The organism is Ewingella americana ATCC 33852 (assembly GCF_000735345.1).
GTDB classification, from domain to species: domain Bacteria; phylum Pseudomonadota; class Gammaproteobacteria; order Enterobacterales; family Enterobacteriaceae; genus Ewingella; species Ewingella americana.
The window spans coordinates 235,721-251,637 of sequence record NZ_JMPJ01000017.1 but is presented as its reverse complement, the minus strand read 5'-3'; the positions used below and the strand labels follow the sequence as shown (position 1 = coordinate 251,637).

Here is a 15,917-nt window from a genome sequence, read left to right as displayed (position 1 = left end):
TGGCATTTATCGTTGTGCCTAACGGCTACGACGTTTACCGGTTGGATTTAACACTAGCGCAACGATGATGAGTAATATAGTCTCTGACCGTTTGCCGGCATGATGCCTCTGATGACGGAACACCAATTTACGTATGAAAAACAGACGTCTGAAAACACGCTTCCCCACGCTGCTGGCCACCACTATTTGGACGGCCCTGTACAGCCATGGCGCTTTAGCCGACCTCGCTGCGCAATGTATGCTCGGGGTACCTACTTATGATAAACCTCTGGTTACCGGTGACCCGAACAAGCTTCCTGTCAATATTCAGGCGGATCAGGCAACCGGCAACTATCCCGACAACGCGCTGTTTAGCGGTAGCGTTAATGTCGAGCAGGGTAACAGCTCCCTGACTGCCGATCAGGTGCAGCTCAACCAGGTGACTACGCCTGGCGAAGCCACGCCAATCCGCACCGTGACCGCAACCGGTGACGTGAGATATAGCGATCCGCAGGTCAAACTGAACGGTCCTAAAGGCTTCTCGAATCTGACCACCAAAGATACCGATATGGAAAAAGGCGACTACCAAATGGTAGGCCGTCAAGGTCGTGGTACGGCAGATAAGATGAAGCAGCGTGACAGCAACCGCTACACCATTCTGGATAACGGGACCTTTACTTCCTGTCTGCCCGGCGATAACAGCTGGAGCGTGGTGGGTTCAACCATCATCGAAGACCGTCAGGAAGAAGTGGCAGAGATCTGGAACGCCCGTTTCCACATTGGCCCAGTGCCGGTGTTCTACAGCCCATACATGCAGTTGCCAATCGGCGACCGCCGTCGTTCCGGTTTCTTGATCCCGAACGCCAACTACAGCAACACCAACGGCTTTGGCGTCACTATTCCTTATTACTGGAATATCGCGCCTAATTACGACGCCACTATCACCCCGAACTACATGAGCAACCGTGGTCTGCAATTGCAGAACGAGTTCCGTTATCTGACCGGACTCGGCGCGGGTATGATGGAGTTCGATTATTTGGGCAATGACAAAAAAATCGACGACGACTTTGTAAAAAGTCAGGCGCGTACCAGCGATAAAACCAAGCGCTGGATGTACTACTGGGCCCACTCGGGCGTCGTTGATCAAGTTTGGCGTTTCAACGTTGACTATACCAAGGTCAGCGATCCGTACTACTTCACCGACTTTGACTCAAAATACGGCTCAACCACTGACGGCTACGCTTCGCAGAAATTCAGCGTGGGCTATGCCAACAAGAACTGGGATGCGACTTTAGCCAGTAAGCAGTTCCAGATCTTTAACGGTGCGGGTAATAACAATGCTTACCGCGCAATGCCGCAGTTTGACGTCAACTACTACAAAAACGATCTCGGTCCATTTGATCTTCATGTCTACGGGCAGGCCGCCAAATTCACCAGCGTGAACCCGGATAACCCGGAAGCCACGCGACTGCACTTGGAGCCAACGTTAAGCCTGCCGCTGAGTAACAGGCTGGGTAGCCTCGATAATGAAGTCAAATTGATGACGACCCATTATCAGCAGGATATTCCTGACTCGTTCTTTGCTGCCAACCCTAACTCTAAGCTGCAAAGCTCGGTGAACCGTACGCTGCCTGAGTTTAAATCTGACGGCAAGATGGTGTTTGAACGCACCATGGATTGGAACACGGGCTATACGCAAACCCTCGAACCACGCGCCCAGTATCTCTACATTCCTTACCGCGACCAGAGTGGGATCAACACCTATGACTCCACGCTGCTTCAGTCCGACTACACCGGCCTGTTCCGCGATAAGAGCTATAGTGGCCTTGACCGTATTGCCTCTGCAAACCAAGTGGCGGGTGGTTTAACTACGCGTATTTACGACGATGGCTTGGTTGAACGCTTTAACGCGTCATTGGGCCAGATTTACTACTTTACCCCTCCGCGTACCGGCGATCAGAACAGCGTTCTGGACAAGAATGACGATACCGGCAGCTTGGTGTGGGCGGGTGATACCTACTACAAAATCAATGACTTCTGGGGTGTTCGTGGCGGTGCACAGTATGACACACGCCTTGACTCCTTGGCGCTGGGTGACGCGGTGCTTGAATACCGTGCCGACTCCGACAAAATGGTTCAGTTGAGCTACCGTTATGCCAGCCCGGAGTATATTCAGGCGACCTTGCCGAACGTACAAAACCCAGGTTATCAGCAAGGTATTTCGCAAGTGGGCGGTATCGCCAGCTGGCCGATTGCCGATCGCTGGGCCATCGTGGGTGCGTATTATTACGACACCAAAGCGCAGCAACCGGCTGATCAATTGCTCGGCCTGCAATACAATACCTGCTGTTGGGCAGTTGGCTTTGGCTACGAGCGCAAGATCACCAACTTTGATACCGTCAACGCAGAAAGTAAGTATGACAACAGGATTTCACTCACTCTGGAACTTCGTGGCCTGAGTAATAGTCATACCCTCGGGACCACAGAAATGCTGGGCCGCGGTATATTGCCTTACCAACGTGCATTCTAAGACCGACGACATGTTGAACTCAGTGAACTTGCATCCGCAATTGCGGATTAAACAAATGGAAAATGTATGAAGAACTGGAGAACACTTCTCCTCGGCTTAACGCTTTGTGCCAGCACCGCGTTCGCAGCCCCTCAAGAGGTTGATAAAGTGGCCGCCGTGGTTGATAACGGCGTGGTCCTGGACAGTGACGTCAACAGCCTGATGCAATCTGTTAAACAGCAGGCTAAAGAAGCAAATCAGCAATTACCTGATGATGCGACGCTGCGTCACCAGATCCTTGATCGTCTGATCATGGATAAAATCCAGTTGCAGATGGCCGATAAAATGGGCATCAAACTGACTGATGATGACGTTGATAAAGCCATCGCTGGGATTGCCGCACAGAACAAACTGACCGTAGACCAGCTGCGTAGCCGTCTGGCCTATGACGGTCTGAACTACAGCACTTACCGCGCGCAGATCCGCAAAGAGATGATGATCAGCGAAGTGCGTAACAGCGAAGTTCGTCGTCGTGTTACCGTTCTGCCGCAGGAAGTTGATGCGCTGGCCAAACAGGTTGGTGCGCAAAACGGCGGCGACGCTGAGTTCAACCTGAGCCACATCTTGCTTCCTCTGCCGGAAAACCCGACGCAGGACCAAGTGGACACCGCAGAAGCGTTAGCCAAGAAACTGGTGGCTGAGCTGAACAACGGTGGCGACTTCGGCAAAATGGCCATCACCTACTCTGCTGACTCACAGGCGCTGAAAGGCGGCAACATGGGTTGGGGTAAATTGCAGGAGCTGCCAACGCTGTTTGCTCAGGCTCTGAGCACCGCGCAGAAAGGCCAAATCATCGGTCCAATCCGTTCGGGCGTCGGCTTCCATATCCTGAAAGTTAACGATATCCGTGGCGACAACAAAACCGTTTCCGTCACTGAGGTTCACGCACGTCACATCTTGCTGAAGCCTTCTGTGGTGATGACTGACGATCAGGCTCGCGCTAAGCTTGAGCAGGTCGCAGCTGATATCCGCAGCGGTAAAGCCAAGTTTGCCGATGAAGCGAAACAGCTTTCTCAAGACCCAGGTTCTGCGAATCAGGGTGGCGACTTAGGTTGGGCTTCTCCTGACATGTATGATCCAGCGTTCCGCGACGCACTGATGAACCTGAAAAAAGGCGAACTCAGCGCACCGGTTCACTCTTCCTTCGGCTGGCATTTGATTCAGTTGCTCGATACCCGTCAGGTTGATAAAACCGACGCAGCGCAGAAAGAGCGCGCGTACCGCATGCTGTTCAACCGTAAATTTGCTGAAGAAGCTCAGACCTGGATGCAGGAACAACGTGCCAACGCGTACGTGAAGATTCTGGACGGTAATGGACAATAATTCTTTGGCGACAAAACGTTTAGTGGTAACCCCCGGCGAGCCAGCCGGGGTTGGGCCGGATCTGGTACTTGCTCTGGCTCAGCAGGCTTGGCCTGTTGAGTTAGTGGTTTGCGCCGATCCGGCTTTGTTACTTGAGCGCGCCCAGATTCTGGGACTGAACATCGAGTTACGCGAGCACCAGCCGGATGCTGCACCTGAGCCTCAGGCTGCGGGTACGCTCACCGTTTTGCCGGTGAAAACCGCCGTTCCTGTGACTGCCGGTCAGCTTAACGTGGCTAACGCCGGTTACGTGGTGGAAACGCTGGCTCGTGCCTGCGATGGCGCAATCAACGGCGAATTCGCCGCTTTGGTTACTGGCCCGGTACAAAAAAGCATTATCAATGACGCAGGTATCCCGTTTATCGGTCATACCGAGTTCTTCGCCGATCGCAGCCATTGCGACCGCGTGGTGATGATGCTGGCGACGGAAGAGCTGCGCGTAGCGCTGGCGACCACCCATCTGCCTCTGCTGGACGTGCCTGCGGCGATCACTCGCCAAAGCCTGCATGAAGTGATCACCATTTTGCATCATGACTTGCAGACTAAATTTGGTATTACCGATCCGCAAATTTATGTCTGTGGCCTGAACCCGCACGCAGGGGAAGGCGGCCACATGGGGCATGAAGAGATTGATACCATCATCCCTGCGCTGAACGAACTGCGCGAAAAGGGGATGAGTCTGATTGGCCCACTGCCAGCGGACACGCTGTTCCAGCCGAAATATCTGCAACACGCCGATGCCGTGTTATCGATGTATCACGATCAGGGCCTTCCGGTGCTAAAATATCAGGGATTCGGTCGCGCAGTGAATATCACACTCGGCCTGCCCTTTATCCGGACCTCCGTTGATCACGGTACTGCACTTGAACTGGCCGCCACCGGCACCGCCGACGCAGGCAGTTTCAAGACGGCAATAAATCTCGCCATTCGTATGGCAACCAATTCTGCTGTTCTATAAAGAAAAGTAAAACAACTACAATGAATAATCGTGTACACCAAGGCCACTTTGCTCGTAAACGTTTCGGGCAAAACTTCTTAACCGATCAGTTTGTTATCGACAGCATCGTATCGGCCATTCATCCCTTGCCCGATCAGGCCGTTGTCGAAATCGGTCCCGGCTTGGCTGCTTTAACAGAGCCGGTTGCCTCGCGCCTTAATAGCATGACCGTGGTCGAGCTTGACCGCGATTTGGCCGCTCGTCTGGAAACCAATCCAAAGATGGCCGGCAAGCTGCGTGTTATCCAGTCTGACGCCATGAAAGTCGACTTCGGTGAGCTGTCGAAAGAGCTGGGCCAGCCGCTGCGCGTGTTCGGCAACCTGCCGTATAACATCTCCACGCCGCTGATGTTCCACCTGTTCCTCTATACTAATGCCATTCGCGACATGCACTTTATGTTGCAGAAAGAAGTGGTAAACCGTCTGGTCGCGGGTCCGAACAGCAAGGCTTATGGCCGTCTGAGCGTAATGGCACAGTACTACTGCAATATTATTCCGGTATTAGAAGTGCCGCCGGAATCCTTCACGCCAGCGCCAAAAGTAGAATCTGCGGTGGTGCGTTTAGTGCCGCACGCGACAATTCCTTATCCGGTTGACGACATTCGTATTCTGAGTCGCTTGACCACTGACGCCTTTAACCAGCGTCGTAAAACCGTGCGTAACAGCCTCGGCCATCTGTTCACCGTTGAAGAGATGGAAGAGCTGGGTCTGGATTTACAGATGCGCGCCGAGAATATTTCTGTTGAGATGTACTGCAAACTGGCTAACCGCTTATCGACCCGGCCTAAAAACGGCCAGCCTCAGCCAGAACAATAATCGTACTGAGCCAATATGATGAGAGGCGCGAATGCACATCGCACAGCGCCTCGAAACATAAAGGAAGCGAGGAGTAACGCTATGCTTGATTCACCACGCGTATGTGTTCAGGTGCAAAGTATCTACATTGAATCTCAGTCGATACCTGAAGAAGAGCGCTATGTCTTCTCCTACACCGTGACTATCCGTAATCTCGGCCGCTTCAACGTAAAATTACTCCGCCGTTATTGGTTGATTACTAACAGTAATGCACGGCAGATAGAAGTTCAGGGTGAAGGTGTGGTCGGTGAACAACCGCTTATTCTTCCTGGTAACGAATTCCATTACACCAGCGGCGCGGTGCTTGAAACGCCACTGGGCACCATGGAAGGACATTACGAAATGGTCGCAGAGGACGGTGAAATATTCCGTGTCCCTATCCCTGTTTTTCGCCTCGCAATCCCAACGCTGATAAATTAACTCTCATGTCGACATATCTTATTGGTGATGTTCACGGCTGTATCGATGAACTCAAAGCGCTATTGGCGCAAGTGAATTTCAATCCTGAACAAGACCGTTTATGGCTGACCGGCGACCTCGTGGCGCGCGGCCCTAACTCGCTCGAAGTGCTGCGCTATGTCAGCGGCTTGGGTGAGTCGGTGCGCATGGTGCTGGGCAATCATGACCTGCATCTGCTGGCGATTTATGCCGGGATCAGCTTCAACAAGCCGAAAGATCGCCTCAATCCGCTGCTGGAAGCCGACGACGCCGATGAGCTGATCAACTGGCTTCGCCGCCAGCCGGTGTTGCAGGTTGACGAAGAGCTGAAGCTGGTGATGGCTCATGCTGGCATCACGCCGCAGTGGGACTTGGAAACCGCGCAAATGTGCGCCCGCGAAGTTGAAGCCGTGCTGAGCAGCGACACTTACCCGCTGTTCCTCGACGCCATGTACGGCGACATGCCGAACAACTGGTCGCCGGAGCTGAGCGGTTTAGCGCGTCTGCGCTTTAGCACCAACGCCCTCACCCGCATGCGCTACTGCTTCCCGAACGGTCAGTTGGACATGATGTGTAAGGACACCCCGGAGAACGCGCCGCGCCCGCTCAAACCTTGGTTTGATATTGCCAGCCCCATCCGCGAAGCAGGATACAGCATCGCCTTCGGGCACTGGGCTTCTCTGGAAGGAAAAGGCGCGCCGGAAGGCGTTTATGCGCTGGATACCGGCTGCTGCTGGGGTGGCGTACTGACCATGATTCGTTGGGAAGATAAGCAGTATTTCACCCAGCGCTCTAATCGCCGCAGCGACAAAGAGCAGGTTGCGGCTCCGACCGCGTCCTGAGTTGGCTTCGGCAGATCAAAAAAGGCACCTTTTCAGGTGCCTTTTTATTTGGCCTGCGTACGGGATTAGCCGCGGTTTCTGTCGAGAATTTCGAAACAGAAACCGTGCGAGTTCTGCTCGTCAGCGTCGTGGAATTCGCTGAAGGTGCTTTCCCACTCATCGGGCTCATAGTCAGGGAAATGCGTGTCCCCTTCCACTTCAGCATCAATGTGGGTCAGGTATAAACGGTCAGCGCGCGCCAAGAACTGGTCGTAAACGTGACCACCGCCCATGACCATCACTTCCTCAACATCGCCTGCCGCAGCAACAGCCGCATCAATGGAGGTAACCCAGGTGACGCCGTCGTGCGTGCCCGGTTGTGAACTGATCACGATATTTAAGCGGCCTGGCAAAGGACGGCCGATAGACTCGAACGTTTTGCGTCCCATGATGACCGGTTTGTTCAGCGTATTACGCTTAAACCAAGCCAGGTCAGCCGGTAAATGCCAAGGCATGGCGTTTTCCATGCCAATAACGCGATCCGCCGCCAGTGCGGCGATCAGGCTGATAATCATTATGAAGCCCTGTGTAAAAGAGGATTTTTAAGGTGACTCAAAAAAGTGCAGACACTATACGGAAAGCCCCTCAAGCCGTCGATAGCGATAACTGCCCAACCATCAGATATAAGATGGCTCTTAGTGATGCGCGATTTATCATTATAAAAGTTCCAATTCTGCACCTTAATCCACGCCATATATAACGAATAATTATCTTAAAACGGCATATATCACTGATTTGAATTCGAGGCGTTTAGCGCCTTGTACAGTGCGGCTTACAAGCTGGCGGCATTGGCGTACAGCGGCGTGTAGGCGAGTCGCTTCGACTTTATCTGAAACAGAAAAAAAACTGCCTCCCATAGTTTATGCGTTTGAGGATTGGCGTATGATGCCGCCCTATCTGCTCCTGAATTAACGACGGTTGTTGCCATGCTTGAAACCTCCCTGTTTGTCGCCAGCATCTCACTGCTCGGCATGCTCTCCCCCGGCCCGGATTTCTTTCTGGTCATTAAGAATGCGGCTCGCTACCCGAAAGCGGCGGCGATGATGACGTCTCTGGGAGTGATTTGCGGAGTGATAACCCACATGTCTTACTGCGTGGCTGGGCTGGCTGTAGTGATCACCACCACGCCGTGGCTGTTCGACATGCTGAAGTATGTCGGCGCGGCTTATCTGATTTGGGTGGGCATTCAGGCACTGTTTTCACGCTCAAACAGCAAAATGAATCTCGACGGCCTAGAGCAGCAGAAGATCAAACTGCACAAAGCTTTCGTTCAGGGCTACTTGTGCAACTTGCTCAACCCTAAAGCGACCCTGTTCTTCTTAGCGATGTTCACTCAGGTACTGCAAGTGAACTCCAGCGTGGGCGAAAAGCTGTGGTATGCCTCGATCATCATCGGGCTGTCAGCCATTTGGTGGCCGCTGCTCTCATTGCTTATCCAAAGCGCCCCGGTGCGCCGTGGTCTGGCCAAAGCGCAGAAAATTGTCGATAAGCTGTTGGGTGGCGTGCTGATTGGTTTAGGCATTAAAGTCGCTCTGAGTTAACATCCCGCTGCTTTAACGCAAAACGGGCGATGCCTGCGCACCGCCCGTTTGATAACACTTCTTACCTCTTCCCGTTCGCCTTACCCCTTAGCTTCAATCACCTCATCTTCCGGGGCTTTGCCATCAATACTTCCGCGCCAGCCTTGCTGCTGCCCTGAGGCCAGACGCTTCTGATCCTGCTCGATGGCGTCGGTCAGCATATCTTTGGCACGCTGCATGGTGGCAACGCGGAACTCGGTATCCTCGTAATTCTCGATAGTGGCTTCGAGCATTTTCGAGTTATAGCGGCGGAACAGGTCGGCTTTTTCCCGCGCCTCGTAAGCATCTAATCCGAGGAATTCCAGCGTCTCACGTCCGACGCGCAGCGAGCCTTCAAACAGCTCACGCTCAGGTGCCTCAACGCCAAGCCGGCGCAGCTGATACCAGTGGTCGACGTCGCGAGCGCGGGCGATAATTTTCAGGTTCGGGAAGTGCTCTTTCGCCAGCTCGGTGAGCTGGAGATTGGCCTCGACGTCATCAATGGCGTTGATCAGCACCTTGGCCTGCCCGGCCCCGGCGGACTCCAGCAGGTCCACGCGGGTGGCGTCGCCGTAAAACACTTTTGTGCCGAATTTACGCAGCGTTTCGATGTGGTCCGGGTCGTGATCCAAAACCACGGTATGGACGTTATTGGCGAGCAGCAGACGACCAGCGATCTGTCCGAAACGCCCAAACCCGGCAATGATCACCGTGGCATTTTCATCATCAATGGTATCGTCAGGTCGAGTGTCTTTCGGCGCGTTGCGCTCCAGACGGCTCGCCAGCACTAGCAACAGCGGCGTGACCGCCATGGAAAGCGCCACCGCCAGCGTCAGGGCTTTCGCCCACTCTACTGGCAGCACGCCCGCCATCTGCGCGGTGCTGAAAATCACGAAGGCGAATTCACTGCCCTGCCCAATAAGAATGGCGAACAGGCCGCGCTGGCGTTTTGGCACGCCGAGCAGCGGCCCGATCAGCCACAGCAGCGCGGCTTTCAGCAGCATGAAGCCCACCAGCAAGGTGGCAATCAACAACGGCTGATGCACCAGCGTGCCGAAGTCGATGGACATGCCGACGCCGATGAAGAACAGCCCCAGCAGCAAGCCTTTAAATGGTTGAATATCGCTTTCCAGCGCGTGGCGGTATTCCGAACTCGCCAGCATTACCCCGGCCAGAAACGCCCCCATCGCCATCGACAGGCCCGCCGTTTCGAGCAAGATACCAAAGCCGAAGACCAAGAAAAGCGCCACGGCGCTGAACACTTCGCGCATGCCCGAGCGGGCAACGAAGTGCAGCAGTGGCCGCGCCACATAGCGACCCAGCAGGATCACTGCCGCCAGCGCACCCACCACCTTGGCGGCAGACAAACCAAAGCTTGCCAGCGTGGTGGCTTCTCCGGTGCTCGCCAGCAAGGGGATCATGGCGACCAGCGGAATGGCCGCGATATCTTGAAACAGCAGCACGGCAAAGGCGCTGCGGCCAATTGGCGAAGTGGTCAGGCTACGCTCGCTCATGGCCTGCATAGCGATGGCGGTGGAAGACAGCGCCAGCGTCAGGCCAATCAGCAGGGCGACTTTCCAGTCCAACCCCAGCAAGTAACAGAACAGGCTGAGCACCAAACCGCAGCCGCCCATCTGGATACTGCCGCCGCCGAACACCGAGGCGCGCAGGGTCCATAGGCGTTTTGGGTCCAGCTCCAGGCCGATGATAAACAGCATCAGCACCACGCCAATCTCGGCAAAAGTCAGAATCGACTCCGGGTCGGAAACCAGCTTTAGCCCCCACGGGCCGATGATGCAGCCCGCAATCAAATAACCCAGCACCGAGCCTAAGCCAAGGCGCACGGCAATCGGTACAAACAGCGCGGCGGAGCCGAGGTAGAGCAGCCCTTCAAGCAGCAAATTATGGTTTTCCATCGCTGCCTCCCACTGGCGCGGTTTCTTTCAAACTTAGACAAGCCGACAGGCGGCGGCGATACTCTTCGCCGGAGGCCTTAAGCGCCACCTCGTCGCAAATAAAGGTGTTATGCACGGCGAAGTACGGTAGCCAGTTCATTCCGCAGTAAACCGCCGTGGCCTGAAGCGGCTGGGCTAAAACGTCAAAATCAGGATGATCGCCCAGCTCGAAGTGATGCTCGTTACCGCCGGTGGTCACCGCCCACAGACAGTGTTTGCCATTCAAAGCATTGCCTTCGTGGCCATAGGCCCAGCCGTGCTCCAGCACTTTATCAATCCACAGCTTAAGCAGCGGCGGCATGCTGTACCACTGCAGCGGATGCTGGAACACCACCAGATCGGCGCGTTCAACCGCCGCCTGCTCGGCGCTGATATCAATACTGAAATCGGGATAGAGATCATAAAGTGAGCGGACTTCAACATCAGGAAGATCCGCAATTGCCGACAGCAAGCGCTGATTGGCCCGGGAGTGGCGTGGATACGGGTGGGCGTAAATAATTAAAATCATCAGTCAGCTCATATCGTCAAAACATAGATTAATCATAAAGTATTTCTGTGGTTTATTAACTGCCGCCAGTGCCATGCGAAAGTAATAAAAACGCCCGCTTCCTTTCGGTCGCGGGCGTCGCAGTACCAGACTATGAGGTCTTAAGGTTACTTTTTAATTTTAGCGTGCATTTCCTGAACCGAAATAACCTGCTCGGTTGGGTCGGAAGAGAGCGCCATCGCGGTCGCAAAACCGCCGTTCAGCGTGGTGTCGTAGTGCACTTTGTATTGCAGCGCGCTGCGGCGAATCAGCTTGGAATCCTCAATCGCCTGACGACCCGCGGTGGTGTTGACGATATACACATACTCGCCGTTTTTGATGCGGTCCTGAATGTGTGGGCGGCCTTCATGCACCTTGTTGACCAAGCGTGGGTTAATTCCCGCTTCGCCCAGCACCACTGCGGTACCGTGAGTAGCGTCCAGCTCGAAGCCACGTTTAAGCAGCTTGGCAGCTAAGTCGACCACGCGGCCTTTGTCCCCTTCGCGCACTGACAGCAGCGCACGTCCGGCTTTCTTCATGCCGGAGTTACTGCCGAGCTGCGCTTTGGCGAAGGCTTCGGCGAAGGTGCGACCCACGCCCATCACTTCACCGGTAGAGCGCATTTCTGGCCCTAAGATTGGGTCAACGCCCGGGAACTTGTTGAACGGCAGCACTACTTCTTTCACCGAGTAGTACGGTGGAATAATCTCTTCGGTCACGCCTTGCTGGGCCAGTGTCTGCCCCGCCATCACGCGAGCAGCCACTTTAGCCAGCGGAATACCCGTGGCTTTAGAGACGAACGGCACGGTACGCGCGGCGCGTGGGTTAACCTCAATCAGGTAAACCTCATTGTTCTTCACCGCGAACTGCACGTTCATCAGGCCGCGAACGCTCAGCTCAAAGGCCAGTTTCTCAACCTGTTGGCGCATCACGTCCTGAATCTCTTTGCTCAGCGTGTAGGCTGGCAGAGAACAGGCGGAGTCGCCGGAGTGGACGCCCGCTTGCTCGATGTGCTCCATGATGCCGCCAATCAGCACGCGCTCGCCGTCGCAGATAGCGTCGACATCGACTTCTACTGCGTCATCAAGGAAGCGGTCGAGCAGCACCGGCGCGTCGTTGGAGACGCTAACCGCGTTCTGGAAGTAGCGACGCAGGTCGATTTCGTCATACACGATTTCCATCGCGCGGCCGCCCAGCACGTAAGACGGGCGCACCACCAGCGGATAGCCGATGCCGCTGGCTTTTTCTACCGCTTGCTCAATGGTAGCAACCGTGGCGTTGGCAGGTTGTTTCAGGCCCAGACGGTTAACCGCCTGCTGGAAACGCTCGCGGTCTTCGGCGCGGTCAATGGCGTCCGGGCTGGTGCCAATAATTGGCACGCCTGCGGCTTCGAGTTCACGAGCCAGTTTCAGCGGAGTTTGACCGCCGTATTGCACGATAACGCCTTTTGGCTGCTCGATACGCACGATTTCCAGCACGTCTTCCAGCGTCACTGACTCGAAGTACAGGCGGTCAGAGGTGTCGTAGTCGGTGGAAACCGTTTCAGGGTTACAGTTCACCATGATGGTTTCGTAACCGTCTTCGCGCAGCGCCAGCGAGGCGTGAACGCAGCAGTAGTCGAACTCGATGCCCTGACCGATACGGTTTGGTCCGCCGCCTAACACCATGATTTTTGGCTTATCGTTAGTCGGATTGGACTCGCACTCTTCTTCATAAGTGGAGTACATGTAGGCAGTGTCGGTGGAGAATTCTGCCGCACAGGTATCAACACGTTTGTAGACCGGGTGCAGGTTGTATTTGTGGCGCAGCTTGCGCACTTCGCTCTCTGACACGCCAACCAACTTCGCCAAACGCAGGTCGGCAAAGCCTTTGCGCTTCAACATGCGCAGGTAATCGTGAGTCAGGATGTTGAAGCCGCCTTCGGCCACTTCGTTTTCCAGCTTCACCAGCTCTTCAATCTGTACCAAGAACCAGCGGTCGATGTTGGTCAGGTTGAAGATACCGTCAACAGACAGGCCAGCGCGGAAGGCGTCGGCGATGTACCAGATGCGGTCTGAACCAGCTTCTTTCAGTTCGCGGCGGATCTTGGTCAGCGCTTCCGGGTCGTCCAGACTGACTTTCGGGTCGAAGCCGCTAGCGCCCACTTCCAAGCCGCGCAGGGCTTTTTGCAGAGATTCTTGCTGGGTGCGGCCAATCGCCATCACTTCGCCGACAGATTTCATCTGCGTGGTCAGACGGTCATTAGCACCGGCAAACTTCTCGAAGTTGAAGCGAGGGATCTTAGTCACAACGTAGTCGATTGAAGGCTCGAACGACGCCGGCGTTTTGCCGCCGGTGATGTCGTTCATCAGCTCGTCCAGCGTATAACCTACCGCCAGCTTGGCGGCCACTTTGGCAATCGGGAAGCCGGTTGCTTTAGAAGCCAGAGCAGAAGAGCGCGACACGCGCGGGTTCATTTCGATAACAATCAGGCGACCGTTTTTCGGGTTCACGGAGAACTGCACGTTAGAACCGCCGGTTTCCACGCCGATTTCACGCAGTACCGCCATCGAAGCGTTACGCATGATTTGGTACTCTTTGTCGGTCAGGGTCTGCGCCGGAGCCACGGTGATGGAGTCACCGGTGTGGATGCCCATGGCGTCGAAGTTTTCGATGGAACAGACGATGATGCAGTTGTCGTTCTTATCGCGCACCACTTCCATCTCGTACTCTTTCCAGCCAATCAGCGACTCATCAATCAGCAGCTCTTTGGTTGGCGAAAGGTCCAGACCGCGCTCGCAAATCTCTTCGAACTCTTCGCGGTTGTAAGCGATACCGCCACCGGTGCCGCCCATGGTGAATGATGGGCGGATGATGCAAGGGAAGCCAACGTCAGCGGCAACCGCCAGCGCTTCTTCCATGGTGTGAGCGATACCTGAACGCGCGGTGTCGAGGCCAATCTTCTTCATCGCCACGTCGAAACGGCGACGGTCTTCGGCTTTGTCGATAGCGTCAGCGGTGGCACCAATCATGGTCACGCCGAATTCAGCCAGCACGCCCTGACGTTCCAGCTCGAGTGCGCAGTTCAGTGCAGTCTGGCCGCCCATGGTCGGCAGCACGGCGTCTGGACGCTCTTTCTCGATGATTTTACGCACCACTTCCCAGTGAATAGGTTCGATGTAAGTCGCATCGGCCATTTCCGGGTCGGTCATGATGGTCGCCGGGTTGGAGTTCACCAGAATGACGCGGTAACCCTCTTCGCGCAGGGCTTTACACGCCTGCGCACCGGAATAGTCAAACTCACAGGCCTGACCGATAACAATCGGGCCAGCGCCGAGGATCAGGATGCTTTTTATGTCTGTACGTTTTGGCATTTTTTAGGGCTCCTGATTTATTTGCCAGTCTGAGTGGCGTGAGAACGGTATTGCTCAATCAGCTCGATAAAGTGGTCGAACAGCAGTGCCGCGTCGTGCGGGCCCGGGCTGGCTTCTGGGTGCCCTTGGAAGCTGAACGCCGCCTTATCGGTGCGGTGGATCCCCTGAACCGTGTGGTCGAACAGCGATTTGTGGGTCACTCGCAGGTTGGCTGGCAGGTCATTTTCGTCAACCGCGAAGCCGTGGTTCTGGGCGGTGATCATCACCACATTGTTATCGAGATCTTTCACCGGGTGGTTACCACCGTGGTGGCCCAGCTTCATTTTCAGCGTTTTCGCGCCGCTGGCCAGTGCCAGTAACTGGTGGCCGAGACAGATGCCGAAGACCGGAATGTCAGTCTCGAGGAAAGCTTTAATGGCGTCGATGGCGTAGTCGCACGGCTCCGGGTCACCCGGTCCGTTGGACAGGAAGATGCCGTCTGGATTGAGCTTCAACACGTCTTCGGCTGGCGTTTGCGCTGGCACGACAGTCAGGCGGCAACCGCGGTCAACCAACATACGCAGGATGTTGCGTTTTGCGCCGTAGTCATAGGCCACCACGTGGAATTTACACTCTTCGGCCGCTTTCGCTTCTGGCAGTTCGCCTTCTAATGTCCAGCTACCCTGCTGCCAGCTGTAAGACTCTTTGGTAGTGACTTCTTTCGCCAAGTCCATGCCTTTCAGGCCCGGGAAGGCTTTAGCTTTCTCAAGTGCCAGCACCGCGTCAACGGAGTCGCCAGCGATGATGCAGCCGTTTTGTGCGCCTTTTTCACGCAGCACGCGAGTCAGTTTACGGGTATCAATGTCGGCGATAGCGACGATGTTGTGGCGTTTGAGATAGTCAGAAAGGTTTTCGGTGCTGCGGTAGTTGCTGGCAATAAGAGGTAAATCGCGGATAACCAAACCTTGAGCGTGTACAGCAGAGGATTCTTCATCAGCGGCGTTAGTGCCGACATTACCAATATGGGGATAAGTAAGAGTAACAATTTGGCGGGAATAGGAAGGATCAGTAAGGATTTCTTGATAACCGGTCATCGACGTATTGAAGACCACTTCCCCCACTGCCGTACCTTCTGCCCCGATGGCCCGACCGTGGAATTGGGTTCCGTCTTCCAGAACCAATAGCGCTGACTTTATCAAAGCATCCTCCAGGAATAATCAATCACATTATTTGCATATTAATTCAGATAAGCCGATCTAAATCAATGCAAAAATCGCCCTCGAAGCCAATTTTCGGCAAATTGCGCGCATTCTAATGATGGGCGCTCGCTTTGTCTACCAAAAGCACCAATATTTCTCTGTTTTATACAGAACTCAGTGAAATAGCTGCCTCACAGCCATAAAAGCACGGCCTAAGTCACTATAGTAAACGTTTGCGAGGGGGGTTGTCTGAAAAAAGGCGGGAA

The 15,917-nt window shown here is 54.7% G+C and carries 12 protein-coding genes; 7 read left to right on the top strand and 5 right to left on the bottom strand.

Annotated elements, in window-relative coordinates:
- Positions 1-133 precede the first annotated feature (133 nt).
- The 6 genes from lptD (at position 134) to apaH (ending at position 7,041) form a co-directional block, all read left to right on the top strand.
- Positions 134-2,509, top strand: a complete 2,376-nt coding sequence (lptD, locus tag GEAM_RS01200; protein ID WP_034787110.1) for an LPS assembly protein LptD — start codon at positions 134-136, stop codon at positions 2,507-2,509.
- A 66-nt stretch (positions 2,510-2,575) separates the two neighbouring features.
- Positions 2,576-3,871: a peptidylprolyl isomerase SurA gene (surA, locus tag GEAM_RS01195; RefSeq protein WP_034787108.1), complete on the top strand. Its 1,296-nt coding sequence runs from the start codon at positions 2,576-2,578 to the stop codon at positions 3,869-3,871.
- Entirely contained in the window at positions 3,861-4,868 is a 1,008-nt protein-coding gene (gene pdxA, locus GEAM_RS01190; protein WP_034787106.1) for a 4-hydroxythreonine-4-phosphate dehydrogenase PdxA, read from the top strand. The genes surA and pdxA overlap by 11 nt, the downstream gene beginning before the upstream one ends.
- Before the next feature lie 20 nt (positions 4,869-4,888).
- A complete protein-coding gene (gene rsmA / locus GEAM_RS01185; RefSeq protein ID WP_034787104.1) occupies positions 4,889-5,722 on the top strand; it encodes a 16S rRNA (adenine(1518)-N(6)/adenine(1519)-N(6))-dimethyltransferase RsmA in 834 nt (277 codons plus the stop codon).
- A gap of 81 nt (positions 5,723-5,803) precedes the next feature.
- On the top strand, positions 5,804-6,181 hold the full coding sequence (gene apaG / locus GEAM_RS01180; protein ID WP_034787098.1) for a Co2+/Mg2+ efflux protein ApaG: 378 nt from the start codon (positions 5,804-5,806) through the stop codon (positions 6,179-6,181).
- A 5-nt stretch (positions 6,182-6,186) separates the two neighbouring features.
- Complete coding sequence (gene apaH, locus GEAM_RS01175; RefSeq protein ID WP_034787096.1) at positions 6,187-7,041, top strand: bis(5'-nucleosyl)-tetraphosphatase (symmetrical) ApaH; 855 nt, start codon at positions 6,187-6,189, stop codon at positions 7,039-7,041.
- Positions 7,042-7,106: 65 nt separating this feature from the next.
- On the opposite strand, the gene folA is transcribed toward apaH, so the two are convergent.
- Entirely contained in the window at positions 7,107-7,595 is a 489-nt protein-coding gene (gene folA / locus GEAM_RS01170; protein WP_034787093.1) for a type 3 dihydrofolate reductase, read from the bottom strand.
- 411 nt (positions 7,596-8,006) lie between these two features.
- Here folA and GEAM_RS01165 point away from each other — a divergent pair, with 411 nt between their 5' ends.
- Positions 8,007-8,621, top strand: a complete 615-nt coding sequence (locus GEAM_RS01165) for a LysE family translocator (RefSeq protein WP_034787090.1) — start codon at positions 8,007-8,009, stop codon at positions 8,619-8,621.
- Positions 8,622-8,701: 80 nt separating this feature from the next.
- Here GEAM_RS01165 and kefC read toward each other — a convergent pair whose 3' ends face one another.
- The 4 genes from kefC to carA form a co-directional block, all read right to left on the bottom strand.
- Positions 8,702-10,555, bottom strand: a complete 1,854-nt coding sequence (gene kefC / locus GEAM_RS01160; protein ID WP_034787087.1) for a glutathione-regulated potassium-efflux system protein KefC — start codon at positions 10,553-10,555, stop codon at positions 8,702-8,704.
- Positions 10,542-11,102: a glutathione-regulated potassium-efflux system oxidoreductase KefF gene (kefF, locus tag GEAM_RS01155; protein ID WP_051899364.1), complete on the bottom strand. Its 561-nt coding sequence runs from the start codon at positions 11,100-11,102 to the stop codon at positions 10,542-10,544. Before kefF ends, kefC begins: the two co-directional genes overlap by 14 nt.
- A gap of 146 nt (positions 11,103-11,248) precedes the next feature.
- Positions 11,249-14,473: a carbamoyl-phosphate synthase large subunit gene (gene carB / locus GEAM_RS01150; protein WP_034787083.1), complete on the bottom strand. Its 3,225-nt coding sequence runs from the start codon at positions 14,471-14,473 to the stop codon at positions 11,249-11,251.
- Positions 14,474-14,490: 17 nt separating this feature from the next.
- Positions 14,491-15,651, bottom strand: a complete 1,161-nt coding sequence (gene carA / locus GEAM_RS01145; RefSeq protein WP_034787080.1) for a glutamine-hydrolyzing carbamoyl-phosphate synthase small subunit — start codon at positions 15,649-15,651, stop codon at positions 14,491-14,493.
- Positions 15,652-15,917 lie beyond the last annotated feature (266 nt).

What these genes read in the sequence shown, in the direction of transcription:
- kefF (WP_051899364.1), bottom strand. Translation starts at nt 11,102, where the DNA reads ATGATTTTAATTATTTACGCCCACCCGTATCCACGCCACTCCCGGGCC.
- apaG (WP_034787098.1), top strand. Translation starts at nt 5,804, where the DNA reads ATGCTTGATTCACCACGCGTATGTGTTCAGGTGCAAAGTATCTACATT.
- lptD (WP_034787110.1), top strand. Translation starts at nt 134, where the DNA reads ATGAAAAACAGACGTCTGAAAACACGCTTCCCCACGCTGCTGGCCACC.
- surA (WP_034787108.1), top strand. Translation starts at nt 2,576, where the DNA reads ATGAAGAACTGGAGAACACTTCTCCTCGGCTTAACGCTTTGTGCCAGC.
- folA (WP_034787093.1), bottom strand. Translation starts at nt 7,595, where the DNA reads ATGATTATCAGCCTGATCGCCGCACTGGCGGCGGATCGCGTTATTGGC.
- apaH (WP_034787096.1), top strand. Translation starts at nt 6,187, where the DNA reads ATGTCGACATATCTTATTGGTGATGTTCACGGCTGTATCGATGAACTC.
- GEAM_RS01165 (WP_034787090.1), top strand. Translation starts at nt 8,007, where the DNA reads ATGCTTGAAACCTCCCTGTTTGTCGCCAGCATCTCACTGCTCGGCATG.
- pdxA (WP_034787106.1), top strand. Translation starts at nt 3,861, where the DNA reads ATGGACAATAATTCTTTGGCGACAAAACGTTTAGTGGTAACCCCCGGC.
- carB (WP_034787083.1), bottom strand. Translation starts at nt 14,473, where the DNA reads ATGCCAAAACGTACAGACATAAAAAGCATCCTGATCCTCGGCGCTGGC.
- kefC (WP_034787087.1), bottom strand. Translation starts at nt 10,555, where the DNA reads ATGGAAAACCATAATTTGCTGCTTGAAGGGCTGCTCTACCTCGGCTCC.
- rsmA (WP_034787104.1), top strand. Translation starts at nt 4,889, where the DNA reads ATGAATAATCGTGTACACCAAGGCCACTTTGCTCGTAAACGTTTCGGG.